Origin of the sequence: Clostridium sp. (assembly GCF_051656525.1) — a bacterium.
Classification (GTDB): Bacteria; Bacillota; Clostridia; order Clostridiales; family Clostridiaceae; genus Clostridium.
The window spans coordinates 1-12,299 of record NZ_JBOGCC010000275.1; the positions used below are offsets into that span (position 1 = coordinate 1).

The window sequence follows — 12,299 nt, forward strand, 5'->3', positions numbered from 1 at the left end:
TCAAATTCAAACTTTAAATAGCCAATTAAATGAACTGCAAGGAAATAACAGTAAAACTGCTTTAAATAAGCCATTAACTAAATACCAGCTTTTATCACAAATAAATGGAACACTAAACGGGGATAAAAGTAATGATGAGCAATTGAAAATTAAAATAAAAGAATTAAAAGATATTTTAGCAAATGGACAAGTTAAGGCAAATCATAATGGAGTAATATATATTCCACAAGTTCCAACAGTTGGAATGGTATTACAAGCAGGTCAGCAAATAGGAGAAATATTACCTAATAATGATAAATTCAAAGTAAAGCTAATAATTCCAAATGATGAAATAGGAAATGTAAAGAAAGGGGATACAGTAAAATATAGTTTTGTATCATTCCCATATACAGAGTATGGTTTTATGCAAGGAACATTAGAAAATATAAATGTTACGTCAGAACTAAATCCAAAGACTGGATTATCATATTATGAAGGTGATTCAACTTTAAGTGGTAATACAATTTCAAATAAACAAGGTAAAACAGGAGAAATAAAACTTGGAATGGCTTGTGAAGTAAAGATAATATCAAGAAAAGAAAAAATGCTATACTATATTTTAAATCAATTAGGATTGAAAACTAATAGTCTATAAAAATAGATTAAAGATTTAATATAGTAGAAATTTAACAAACAATTATAATGTAAAAAGAGCCTATTTAGGCTCTTTTTACATTTAATTTTAATTTAGCAATATCCTTCTAATTGCTAGCTGTTATAACTTCTACATTACAAATATCTTCTTTTATAGATTCTACAGTTCCGCTTATGGTAGCTACATCAATAATTATTTTATAATGTTCAGCTTTGCTAACCTTTGATGAATGTTCTAAAGCTTTAAGAATTTGTGTATTTTCAGATACTTGTATTTCTATTTTATCAATTTTAGCATCCATTTTTTAATAAGTCTAAGATTTCTTTATCCATGTTTGCATCACCTTAGTTTTAAATATTTAGCATATTTAATTTATTATATAATAATATCATAAATACTTCTAATAGAGTATTAAATTCAAACAAAACTTTATTTATCCAATTAATTTTGGGAAGAAAAAATGTCATAGCTATAAAGATAAAATCATAAGTAAGAAACTAGAGCAGATAAGCAACCACCAACTAAGGATATTCCTCCAAACCCAGTAAACATGCTAAGAGTTAATATTAAAATATTAGCACTATAATATAGTGTAGCAATAATCTTGTTAAGTTTTTCATTAGAACGATATTCAGGAATATATTTAAAAATTTTTAGGAAACCTTTTTTCTATTCTACATAGAATAAATTAAAAATGAAAAAAGGAGTTTTTTTATGTTATGTCCTATATGTGGAAATGAAACAGTTGTTTTTGTGAATAATGATTTAGATAGATGTACTATGTGTCAAGGTTTGTTTAGAAGAAACCCTCTAGAGATTGATACTGGAAAATTAATAAATGAAGTTTATGATTCAGGATGGGTATCAATGAGACAGGGTGTCTTTGATGGAACTATGATAGATCATGCAATGTTTTATGAGATGATATTAAGGTTTTTAAAGACAGGAAGAGGCGAGCTTTTAGAAGTTGGTTCAGGGACAGGAGAGTTTTTATCATTAGCTAAAAGAAGTGGATGGAATGTAGTTGGTCTTGAGCCATCTAAAGTGTCTTGTGATTTTATAAAAAATGAGTTAAATTTAGATGTAATTAATAGTGTCTGGAATAAAGATTTATTTAGTGATAAAAGTTTTGATGTAATATTTTTTGCTCATGTATTAGAGCACATAAATAATCCAGTTAAGTTTTTGAAAGAGGTAAAAGAGAAGTTAAAAGATGATGGAATTATTTTGTTTAGTGTCCCAAATGCAAAATCTGTAGATTATCAAAATGCAAATATAAATAGTAATTTATATACAGAGAGAGATCATATATTTTTTTACAACCAAACTTCTTTAATAAATTTAGCTTGTGCTAGTGGATTGAAAATGAAATATATAACATCAAGACAGACAGCAGGGGAGTTTAGTAGAAAAGTAGCAGTGAATAATAAGGAAAGCATGTGGAGTTTAATAGATTTAGAAAATAATATGAATGGATATGAGATAATTGGGGTATTTTATTAAGTAAGGAAAAAAATATCTAGACTTAAGAATATATCTACAATTAAAGTAATATATTGTTAACATAAGAAAATTTTATGTTGACATAGGAACGAGTGTTCGATAAAATAGAATCAAACGTTTGTTCGGTTTAAAGGAGTGTATTTTTAATGAAATCAAGTTCAGAAGTATTTGTTAAATTAAATTGTAAAAGTATAAGTGAGTCAAGAAGCCTTATAATAGACAGGGAGTGTCCATATAACAAAAGAGAGAATAAATACCTTATGTGTGCAGGAAAATACGATAAGAATGGATGGACGATAGTTTTTAAAGCAAAAGATTTTAAAGAAGCAGAAGAAATAGTAAATAGTAATCCTTTTGTAAATAATAAAGGATATTCAGTAAATATAATGTAAAAGAAGAGCTACAAAAAAATTTGTAGCTCTTTTAGATATTAAATATCAAGTAAGTTCTTTTTATATTTAGAATAAAGTGTTCTTAATAACGCCATTCTTTCTTCTAATTCAAGATAAAGATCAGATGCAAGTGCTAAATTGTTATGAGCAAATGCTTCTTTTAATCTAGTGAATAAAGATTTTTGAGTTGAACTATCTTTCATTATATAGATTCTTAATTTTGATATTTCAGTCCAGTTAAGAATATCTATATCTGATGCAAATGAAGGGTCATGTAGTCTTTTAGAGTCTCTTACTTGCTTTAAGAATTTATTTATAACTCTATGTTCTATTTCAGTTGACCATCTTGAGATAGTACCCATTCTAAAACTGTTTATGATTTGATCTGTAAATACGGGATTTCTTCTTAAAACATCAAGTTTCTCTTTAAAGTCATCAAGTTGTTTTAAGTTTTCATAAATAGTTGCAGGAGCCTTTCCAAATAAAGTTTCTCTTTCTTCTTCAGTGTAGTGTTCAAAAACATCAAGTTCGGATCTATAAGCTCTTTCTTTAGAAAGATATGAGGCATTTTCACCTGGCTTTTTAGAAAGTTCAGCTAAAAGTTCATCTTGAGATTTTTTATTTCCTAATGCATAGATAAGACCATCTAACATTGAAAGGTATGAAACGGCCATAGTTAAATATGTGTTACTATGTGGATTTGGAGATCTAAGCTCAAATCTAGTTGCAAGTGGGCTTACAACATCTCTAATTAATCCAACTAAGATAGTTCTATTTCTTGATGGATTAGTTGGTGATTCTCCAAGTGATGTAACTGTACAAATAGGTGCTTCAAATCCTGGTTTTAATCTTTTTAGTGCATTATTTGTTGATGAAATAAATGGATTCATTATTTCATAGTTATTAAGAAGTCCCATTAATGAACCATATCCAATTTCACTTAAGAAGTGATCTTTTGGTGCATGGAAAAGGTTAACTATTTTTCCATTCTTCAATTTAGCACTTACACCTAAATGAACATGCATACCAGAACCTGCAACATTATCAATTGGTTTTGCCATAAATGTTACATCAAGACCGTATCTTCTATATGTTTCTTGAATAAGTGCTCTAATAAATAATTCATTATCAGCTGCTTGAAGTGCAGATGAGAATTTCCAATCTATTTCTAATTGTTCCATTATATGATCATAGTTCCCATCAGAGCTAAGTTTTGCTTTAACTCCACCAACTTCTTTATGTCCCATTTCAGGTTCAAAACCATATTTGTCCATAAGGATAAGAGTTTGCTCTAAAGCCGTTCTAACATCACCTTTTGTTTTAGTCCAATAATGCTCATGTAAAACTTGCGAAGCTGATAATGCTTCAATATTAGCTGTATCATTAGGTGTTTGTACCCAAAACTCAAGTTCAGTAGCAGATGTTATTAAAATGTTTTCTATATCATCTAATTTAATACCAATGCTATCTAATGCATGTGGGTTTTCTTTTAATAAATTCATTAGGGATTTTGTATAGGTATCTATTGAAGACTTCAATATATAACGGGAATCGACAGGCTTGTTATTGTGGTGTAGGAAACAAGGGATTTTTAAGGTACCGATAGGTAGGTTAGTTTCTTCATCTATATTATCAAAATTGTAGTCAATGAACCAATTGCAGTCTAAATCAGCAATCATATCAACTTTAGCGTCGTGTAATGTTGCAATACCTGGTAAAACAACAGAAGAACCATCAGTTTGAACAGCGACTCCGTTTAAGAATGAATTAAGGTCATCTAAAAATAACTTAACAGGAATTTTTTCATCTGTATCATTTCCAGATAAGTCTACTCCAACTAATGAAACAAATTTGATTTGTTTATGCTGTTTTAAAATCTCCTTTAAATCATTTTCGTTATGCTTTTCTTTAGATATTGTAAAAATTAAATTTTCAATCATAATCTAATATTTTATATATATTGCTACAATAGTATTGTAATATTCAAAAATATGAACAATATATATAAAAAAAATTCACATCCTTTCGCTATATAATCGAACAAATAAGTATTTTATTGGATAAATATTCGTTACTCTTCTAAATCTTAGGAAAATTTTACTATATAAAATAAGTAGAGTCAATAAAAATTAAATTAAATTTTAGTAAAAGTATTAGGAGATTACTGGAAAATGATATATAATTTAAAAATTGTTAGTAGATTTATTGTATTTAAAGTTATAAAATAAATAATAGATTAAAAGAGAGTGGAGTGATTAAGCTTTGGATAAGAAGGAATTACCAATAGGATTTTTTGATTCAGGAGTTGGTGGATTAAGTGTTATGAAAGATGCATTAAAGCTTATGCCTAATGAAAATTATGTTTTTTTTGGAGATTCAATAAATGCACCTTATGGTGATAGACCAATGAAAGAAATAAGAGATTTAACTTTTGATGCAGTAGATTTTTTATTTTCTAAAAATGTTAAGGCTATAGTAGTGGCATGTAATACAGCTACTAGTGCAGCTGTTGCTGAATTAAGAAGAGTATATAAAGATGTTCCAATAGTGGGAATAGAGCCAGCTGTAAAACCAGCAGTAGAGCTTAAAAGAGAAGGTAAGATTGTTATAATGGCAACTGCATTTACTATAAAACAAAATAAATTTGCAAGATTAATTGAAAAATATAAAGAAGTAGATTTATACCCAATGCCATGCCCTGGACTTGTCCAATTTATAGAGTCAGGTGATTTAGATAGTGATGAGTTAAAAGAGTTTTTAAAAGAAAGATTTAAAGATTTAAAAAATGAAAAAATTGCAGCTGTTGTTTTAGGATGCACTCATTATCCTTTTATAAAGGAAGCTTTATCACAAGTTATAGGAAAGGACATACCTATCTTAGATGGAGGGATGGGGACTGTTAGAGAACTTAAAAGAAGACTTGGTGCAGCAAATCTTATAAATGAAAGTAAAGAAAAGGGAACAATTGATTTTTATAATTCATGTGGCAGAGAAGATGTTGAAACTCTTAGTAGGAAGCTTTTAGAAATATAAAAAAATAAAACTATTGCGAGATGTAATAGTTTTATTTTTTTTGAACAAAAGGAAGGAAATTTACATACAATAAAATATATCTAGAAAAAACTTTAAAAAAGTTTGTTAAATAGTTGACAAAGATAAGGAGAGTTGATATTATATAGACATAAAGTAAATTGTCAGAAAATTTAAACAAATAAAGAAAGTTAAAATGAGGTGTTCAAAATGATGGTAAATGTAAGAGAGTTATTAGGAGAAAAAATTGGGATTGAAGATGCTATATTTCTAAGAGAAACAATAAAAAGTAGTGATGAACAAGTAGTATTAGATTTTGAAGGATTTGATAGAATTCCTAGCACATTCTTAACAAGTCTATTTAATGATTTAATAAATGAGCAAGGAAGAGATGCTGTTTACAATAATATTACTGTTAAGAACTTAACAAATAATAATGATTATTCAAGAGTTGTAATGGGAACTACATTTTTAAATTAATTATTTAAAGATATATAGGTAAAATAGGGGATTTTCTATAAAATTAGTCGTAGTATAAATAAATAATTAATTGGAGTATTATAATGAGCGAAAATAGAATAAGATATAAAAGTTCTACTAAATCTAAAAATGATATAGTAGAACTTTTTTATTTTCTGGATAAAAAATCACATATGAGATATAATTTCAATATAATTAAAATATTATTGTTAAAGGTAAACTTTGAATTTAAAGTTTAACTTTAGAGAATAATATAAAAATATAAAGCTTGAAGGGAGATTTTTAATATGAGTAATCCAATAGTAACAATAAAAATGAAAGATGGAGGAGTTATAAAAGCAGAATTATATCCTGAAATAGCTCCAAATACAGTAAACAACTTTATTTCATTAATTGAAACTGAATTTTATAATGGGAAAATATTCCATAGAGTAATTCCTGGATTTATGATTCAAGGAGGATGTCCAGATGGAACAGGAATGGGTGGCCCTGGATATGGAATTAAAGGTGAATTTACATCAAATGGATTCCAAAATGATTTAAAACATAGCAAAGGTGTTTTATCAATGGCTAGAGCAATGAGCCCTAATTCAGCAGGAAGTCAATTCTTTATAATGACATCAGATGCACCACATTTAGATGGTCAATATGCTTCATTTGGTAAAGTAATTGAAGGAATGGAAGTTGCAGATGAAATAGTTAAAAAGCCAAGAGATAGGGGAGATAGACCATATGATGATCAAGTTATGGAAACTGTAACTGTTGATTTATGTGGATATGAGCCAAAAGAGCCAGAAACAATATAATAGGTGAAACTATGAAAAAAAATAAATGTCTATTAGCTTATGGGCTAAATGAAGAAGAAAAACTAGCATTAAGAGCCTTTGGTAAAGTTGTAGAAATAACACCAGAAATGGCTGAATTAAAAATTGGTCAAATTCCTAATCATAAGGGTTCTGAATTAAAAACTGATAAAGAATTACCAAGTGAAAAGGTTGTATTATTTCATGACTTTGGAGATGGTGAAGCTAGAGGGACTATAGTTAAAGTAAGAAGCATTGTTCCTGGAGTTATTCTTGCAATGGTTACACCAATGTCAAGAATGTGGAGTTTCCATTATCTTATTAATCATTTAATGCAAGAAAGAGAACTTCATAGAGCGATGCAAGAGGGGAGATAATTACCTTGAGTAGAGTTGGTGAAAAAATTAAAGAAGCAAGACTTAAACAAAATATGACTCAAAAAGCTTTAGCTAAAAAGCTTGGAGTTGCAGAAAAGTTTTTAAATGAAGTCGAGCTTGGAAGAAAAGTTGCACAAGAATCTTTTATAGATAGAGCAGCGAAAGTATTAAAAGCAGATTTTAATGATATAAGCATGGTTGTTACAGATAAAGACTTAATGGAAGAAAGAAAAAATGAAAAAAGCTTTGTACCTAAAAAGACTAAGATTGAGAAGAATGAAGTCTGGGAAAGTGCATTTTCATCAGTTCTTAAAAATGTACCAATATATGATTATACTTTAAAAAATGTATTAGGAAGCAAAGAATTACCTATTCATTCTAATAAAATAGAAGGACATCCACAAGATAAGGTTTTATATATTAAAATCCAAAATGATGAAATGAGTGGATGCAGAATACTTGAAGGAGATTTAGTATTTGCACATTTAGTAAGTAACTTAGATTCAAATGGTTTCTTTTTAGTAAATCATAAAGGAGAAAATAAGATTAGAGAAATCAAAAGATTAGATAATTCTAAAATTCTTCTTATGAGTAATAGAGGTTCTGTAATGACTGAAACTGTAGAAGTTAAAAATCTTCAAGTTATAGCAAAACTAGATAGAATAGAAATAAATTTATAATAAAAAGGACTTTTTCAGTTTTGAAAAAGTCCTTTTTATTTATCTATAAGTAACTAAATTATTAGAAAAAGTACTATTTTTATCTTCTGATATAAATGAATCATTAAAGAAGTTACTTTTTTCTCCTAAACTACTGTCAAAAGTTTTTAATCCATCACGTTCTATTAATGTTTTTTCATTAGAGAACATGTTTGTTCCAAGCCCAAGTCTATTTCCTTCAATATTAATACCCATACTAGCTAAAATTGTAGGATAGAAATCAACAGGTGAGAATGCTCTATTTTTAAGTTTATCAACATTTTTATTAGTAGTTGCAGGATCAGCATTTAAAATTAAGTTGAATACTGATCTACGGTAATTTGGATCCCAATTTTTAAAGAAGTTTTTATCCATACTTAAGTGGTCACCTGTAACTACTATTGTTGTATTTTCATAAAATGGTTGTTTTTGAATCCATTTTATAAATTTTACAGCTTCTTTAGTTGAATAAGAAATAACATTTGCATATTGGCTCTTATGTTTCTTTTCAGCATTCTTAGAAAGATAACCATCTGGGAAATGAGTATCTGCTGTTTCCATAGTAAAGTTAAATGGCTTTCCTTCTTTTGAAAGTCTAGTTAACTCTTGCTTTGCAAAGTCATATAGCTTATCATCCTCAAATCCCCACCAAACATCATAATTTGGAGGAACTAAACCTTCTTTTAAAACATATTTATGATCAAATATTTTAAAATCTCCATGTGTTCCAAAGTAAGTTGTAAGTCCACCAAAATCAGCATCAGCACCAAACATAATAGTTTGATTATATCCTTCAGTAGCTAAAATATCACCTATTGTAACTGCACCAGGAAGGAAGCTTCCTGATTTTCCATAAGAGTTTCCACCCATAGGAATTTTTAATGGAATACCAGCACCCATGTTAATCATTGATGCAACAGACCAACTTGAACCATATGTTTGATATGGACCACCAAAGTTATCATTATGTGAGAAACTTACACCTTCTTTTGAAAGGGTAGCTAGTTCAGGCATTAGATTAACATCCATATAGCCTCCAAGTTTTTTTGAAAAATATGATGATTCAATGGATTCTAAATAAATATGAATTAAGTTTCTTTTTTTCTTTGGAAACTCCATTTTTACATTACGTGGATCAACGTAATTATCTTTTATATAAGCTGAATCTGAGAAGTAAGATTTTACAACCTCAGGAAGCCTTAATTTCTTTGAACCGTAATAAACTCCAGAAATTAAAAAAATAAAACTAAACATGAAGGTAATTATTCTAAAATATTTAATATAAATTAATCTTAATTTATGATTTTTAAAATCTAAAGATATATTGTATTTAAAACTAATAATTATGATAAACAATAAAATACATGCAATACTTGAAAATACAGGAGTATTTAAAATTTCAATATACATATCAGTACTTGTCCCTTTAAGTGGTGAATGTAAATTGAATAGAAATTGCTCTGGAGTAATATTTCCAAAATAATCAATAAACCAATCAGCAAAGAATATAAAGAAAGCTCCAATGGCAATAAAAACAATTGAGATAATTTGTAGAGTTATGATTTTCCAAGATTTTTTTTCAGTTATAGGCTCAAAATGAAGTTTTCTAAGTATTAATCCTTTAAAAGTTAAATAAATAAATCCTAATAATAAAGTAAAAAGGATATATTTTAAGGTTAAAGATTTGTTATAAAATGAAGCTTTAAGTATATTAGGTTTTCCTAAAAGAAATTTTAAGATACTTAAGGAAACTACATTTAAAAACACTAGTTTTGTTAATAATTCCTTTAATAAAATTTTGTTAGTTTTAACTTTTTCAAATAAAAAGTAACTAAGAAATCCTATTGATAGTCCAGGAATTAAGTAGCTTATTATTTGCATTAAATTTCCCCCTTTTTAAAAATTAAAATAATTGTAAAAATTATTAATTTTAAAAATATTTTTTATGAATAAATATATAATAACATAATTAAATATTAAAAAAATGTATTTTTGTAACATTTAATAGAAAAAAAGTAAAAAAAGAATTTCAATTTATTTGACATATCAAATAAATTGAAATATAGTAGTATTTAGATAAAGGATAAGGAGTATAAATAGTTGGAAGATAAAAATAATATTAGACATATCGGAAAGTATATTTCTAGGTTATATAGAAGAAGTTTAGTTCATTTAAATAATAATCTTAAAGAGTATGATATAACATCATCAGAATATATGTACATAATAAATATTCCGGATAACGAGAGTGTAAATTTAACTTATTTATCACATAAGTTATCAGTAGATCCAGCTTTAACAACTAAAGTTATAAATAAGTTGGTAAAAAAAGGGTTTATAGAAAAAGTAAAAAGTGAGACTGATAAAAGATCTTGTGAAGTTTTTTTAACTGAAAAAGGAAGTGAAGTAAAGCCAGAAATATTTAATGTATTGACTGACTGGGTTTTAATTATGACTGACGGTATGGGGATGGATGAACGAATGGAATTAATGAGTAAATTAGAATATATGGTAGGTAAAACAGAAAAATAAATAAAGGAGAAGAATAATGGAAGCAAAAGAAGATATTATATATAAAAGACGATGGATTATTTTATTTAGTATAGTTATAGTTACTTTTATGGCATGTGTAGATGGAAGTATAGTAAATGTTGCATTGCCTGTAATTTCACATGATTTAAAAGTGCCTATGGAGAGTGTTCAATGGACAATTACTGTATACTTAATTGTAATATCAGGTTTAATTTTAACATTTGGTAGACTTGGAGATATAATTGGAAAAACAAGAGTATTTAGGATTGGAATAATTATATTTACTATAGGTTCATTAATTTGTGGATTATCAAATAATATTACAATATTAATAATATGTAGAGGTGTTCAAGGACTTGGAGCTGCATGTACTATGGCAAATAGTCAGGGAATCATAACAGCGGTATTTAAGCCAGAAGAAAGAGGAAAAGCTTTAGGGATTTCTGGGTTAGTAGTTGCTCTTGGTGGAATGATGGGACCAGCCTTAGGAGGGATAATATCCCAATTAAAATGGGAAGATATATTCTTTATAAATGTTCCGATTGGAATAATTGCAACTATACTTGCATTTAAAGTATTACCAGTAAATAAAATATCAACAAAAAATAGACCTAAATTGGACATAATAGGAACAGTATTATTTCTAGTTACAATAACTTCATTAGTTATTGCAATAACAGAAGGTAGTGTTTATGGATATTCTAATAAATATATTTTATTAGCATTTGTAGTTGCAGTAGTTGGATTTATTATGTTTATTATTACACAATTTAAATTTAAATCACCAGTACTAGATATAAAAATATTTGGAAATCACAGATTTTCAAAAGGAATTATGTCATCATTTTTAATATTTACTGCAACTAGTAGCTATACTATATTAATACCTTTTTATTATGAATCAGTAAGAAGAATTTCTCCAGGATGGAGTGGGCTATTGATGATGGTTTATCCGATAGCATTGTCAATTTCAGCACCACTTGCAGGATCTCTTTCAGATAAGATGAGAAGAGAGTTTCTACCTTTTATTGGACTAATAATATGTGGTATTGGATTTTTCCTATTAAGCACAATAAAACCAAATACAAACTTAGGAATAATCATAGTATATCTATTAATAACAGGAGCAGGAAATGGATTCTTCCAAGCACCTATGAATGCAATCGTAATGTCTGCTGTAGATAAAAAGCAGTTAGGTATTGCAGGAAGTATGAATGGACTTGTTAGAAATTTAGGAATGATTTGTGGTATAACATTTGCAACATCACTTCTTTATGATTTAATGAGTAGTAAATTAGGATATGTAGTAAAAGGGTTTATTCCAGGAAAAGGTGGAATATTTACAACATCTATGGATACAGTTCTTTTAATTGCATCAATAATTTGTTTTGTGGGAGCAATAATAGTTTTAAGTATAATACTTAAAATTAATAAAGAAAGAAAACTAGCAGGAATTAAATAAGATTATTAAAGACGTAGTGAGAGAGCTACGTCTTTTTAATTAAATGTGAATAAGATATTTAGAAAGTGTTGACTTTTGATTAACTTGAAAGTAAGATTAGGGTGATTAACTTGTAAATGGTGCTTTTTTTAAAGCTTAATAGGGAATAAGGTTAGATGCCTTAGCTACCCCAGTAACCGTATAGATAACGAAGTCTTTTTATGCCACTGCAGATTTTTTTGTGGGAAGGCTTGACTTAGGATGATTCTGAGCCGGGATACCTGCCTTTATGTGAGTATTGTTGTCTTCTGAGGGTTGGACAATGATAATATGTATAAAATGTACGTATTTAACGCATACCTTTAAGGAATGCGTATTTTTTTGCGTATTAATCAAGATACCCTGATTA

General features: G+C 27.8%; 14 protein-coding genes and 1 riboswitch. Of the genes, 11 read left to right on the plus strand and 3 right to left on the minus strand.

Annotated features, from left to right (window positions below; all coding sequences use genetic code 11):
• A partial coding sequence (locus ACRDDY_RS13475; RefSeq protein ID WP_438565459.1) for an HlyD family efflux transporter periplasmic adaptor subunit occupies positions 1-634 on the plus strand: 634 nt, incomplete at its 5' end.
• Positions 635-740: 106 nt separating this feature from the next.
• Here the strand turns inward: ACRDDY_RS13475 and ACRDDY_RS13480 are convergent.
• Positions 741-935: a hypothetical protein gene (locus ACRDDY_RS13480; RefSeq protein WP_438565460.1), complete on the minus strand. Its 195-nt coding sequence runs from the start codon at positions 933-935 to the stop codon at positions 741-743.
• Positions 936-1,348: 413 nt separating this feature from the next.
• Here ACRDDY_RS13480 and ACRDDY_RS13485 point away from each other — a divergent pair, with 413 nt between their 5' ends.
• Entirely contained in the window at positions 1,349-2,137 is a 789-nt protein-coding gene (locus ACRDDY_RS13485; protein WP_438565461.1) for a methyltransferase domain-containing protein, read from the plus strand.
• Positions 2,138-2,283: 146 nt separating this feature from the next.
• On the plus strand, positions 2,284-2,529 hold the full coding sequence (locus ACRDDY_RS13490; RefSeq protein WP_438565462.1) for a hypothetical protein: 246 nt from the start codon (positions 2,284-2,286) through the stop codon (positions 2,527-2,529).
• 38 nt (positions 2,530-2,567) lie between these two features.
• Here the strand turns inward: ACRDDY_RS13490 and ACRDDY_RS13495 are convergent, their stop codons facing one another.
• Positions 2,568-4,469, minus strand: coding sequence for a glutamine synthetase (locus ACRDDY_RS13495; RefSeq protein ID WP_438565463.1), 1,902 nt, complete (start codon positions 4,467-4,469; stop codon positions 2,568-2,570).
• Positions 4,470-4,791: 322 nt separating this feature from the next.
• Here ACRDDY_RS13495 and murI point away from each other — a divergent pair, with 322 nt between their 5' ends.
• The 6 genes from murI to ACRDDY_RS13525 all read left to right on the plus strand — a co-directional run bounded on the left by murI (position 4,792) and on the right by ACRDDY_RS13525 (position 7,899).
• A complete protein-coding gene (gene murI / locus ACRDDY_RS13500; RefSeq protein WP_438565464.1) occupies positions 4,792-5,562 on the plus strand; it encodes a glutamate racemase in 771 nt (256 codons plus the stop codon).
• A gap of 207 nt (positions 5,563-5,769) precedes the next feature.
• Positions 5,770-6,039 carry an STAS-like domain-containing protein gene (locus ACRDDY_RS13505; protein ID WP_438565465.1) on the plus strand — a complete coding sequence of 90 codons (270 nt, stop codon included), beginning with the start codon at positions 5,770-5,772 and terminating at the stop codon, positions 6,037-6,039.
• An 83-nt stretch (positions 6,040-6,122) separates the two neighbouring features.
• Positions 6,123-6,278, plus strand: coding sequence for a hypothetical protein (locus ACRDDY_RS13510; protein ID WP_438565466.1), 156 nt, complete (start codon positions 6,123-6,125; stop codon positions 6,276-6,278).
• Between the two features lie 48 nt (positions 6,279-6,326).
• On the plus strand, positions 6,327-6,845 hold the full coding sequence (locus ACRDDY_RS13515; protein ID WP_438565467.1) for a peptidylprolyl isomerase: 519 nt from the start codon (positions 6,327-6,329) through the stop codon (positions 6,843-6,845).
• An 11-nt stretch (positions 6,846-6,856) separates the two neighbouring features.
• Entirely contained in the window at positions 6,857-7,219 is a 363-nt protein-coding gene (locus ACRDDY_RS13520; protein WP_438565468.1) for a DUF3783 domain-containing protein, read from the plus strand.
• A gap of 5 nt (positions 7,220-7,224) precedes the next feature.
• Positions 7,225-7,899: a helix-turn-helix domain-containing protein gene (locus ACRDDY_RS13525; RefSeq protein WP_438565469.1), complete on the plus strand. Its 675-nt coding sequence runs from the start codon at positions 7,225-7,227 to the stop codon at positions 7,897-7,899.
• A gap of 39 nt (positions 7,900-7,938) precedes the next feature.
• On the opposite strand, the gene ACRDDY_RS13530 is transcribed toward ACRDDY_RS13525, so the two are convergent.
• Positions 7,939-9,798, minus strand: coding sequence for a sulfatase-like hydrolase/transferase (locus ACRDDY_RS13530; protein WP_438565470.1), 1,860 nt, complete (start codon positions 9,796-9,798; stop codon positions 7,939-7,941).
• 219 nt (positions 9,799-10,017) lie between these two features.
• Between ACRDDY_RS13530 and ACRDDY_RS13535 the strand changes: the two genes are divergently transcribed.
• Both ACRDDY_RS13535 and ACRDDY_RS13540 read left to right on the plus strand, forming a co-directional pair.
• On the plus strand, positions 10,018-10,449 hold the full coding sequence (locus ACRDDY_RS13535) for a MarR family winged helix-turn-helix transcriptional regulator (protein WP_438565471.1): 432 nt from the start codon (positions 10,018-10,020) through the stop codon (positions 10,447-10,449).
• A gap of 16 nt (positions 10,450-10,465) precedes the next feature.
• Complete coding sequence (locus ACRDDY_RS13540) at positions 10,466-11,911, plus strand: MFS transporter (RefSeq protein WP_438565472.1); 1,446 nt, start codon at positions 10,466-10,468, stop codon at positions 11,909-11,911.
• A gap of 101 nt (positions 11,912-12,012) precedes the next feature.
• Positions 12,013-12,193, plus strand: a riboswitch (cobalamin riboswitch).
• The last annotated feature ends 106 nt before the right edge of the window (positions 12,194-12,299 follow it).

Coding starts and splice junctions, on each gene's coding strand:
- ACRDDY_RS13480 (WP_438565460.1), bottom strand. CDS start 935: ATGGATGCTAAAATTGATAAAATAGAAATACAAGTATCTGAAAATACA.
- ACRDDY_RS13485 (WP_438565461.1), top strand. CDS start 1,349: ATGTTATGTCCTATATGTGGAAATGAAACAGTTGTTTTTGTGAATAAT.
- ACRDDY_RS13490 (WP_438565462.1), top strand. CDS start 2,284: ATGAAATCAAGTTCAGAAGTATTTGTTAAATTAAATTGTAAAAGTATA.
- ACRDDY_RS13495 (WP_438565463.1), bottom strand. CDS start 4,469: ATGATTGAAAATTTAATTTTTACAATATCTAAAGAAAAGCATAACGAA.
- ACRDDY_RS13505 (WP_438565465.1), top strand. CDS start 5,770: ATGATGGTAAATGTAAGAGAGTTATTAGGAGAAAAAATTGGGATTGAA.
- ACRDDY_RS13510 (WP_438565466.1), top strand. CDS start 6,123: ATGAGCGAAAATAGAATAAGATATAAAAGTTCTACTAAATCTAAAAAT.
- ACRDDY_RS13515 (WP_438565467.1), top strand. CDS start 6,327: ATGAGTAATCCAATAGTAACAATAAAAATGAAAGATGGAGGAGTTATA.
- ACRDDY_RS13520 (WP_438565468.1), top strand. CDS start 6,857: ATGAAAAAAAATAAATGTCTATTAGCTTATGGGCTAAATGAAGAAGAA.
- ACRDDY_RS13530 (WP_438565470.1), bottom strand. CDS start 9,798: ATGCAAATAATAAGCTACTTAATTCCTGGACTATCAATAGGATTTCTT.
- ACRDDY_RS13540 (WP_438565472.1), top strand. CDS start 10,466: ATGGAAGCAAAAGAAGATATTATATATAAAAGACGATGGATTATTTTA.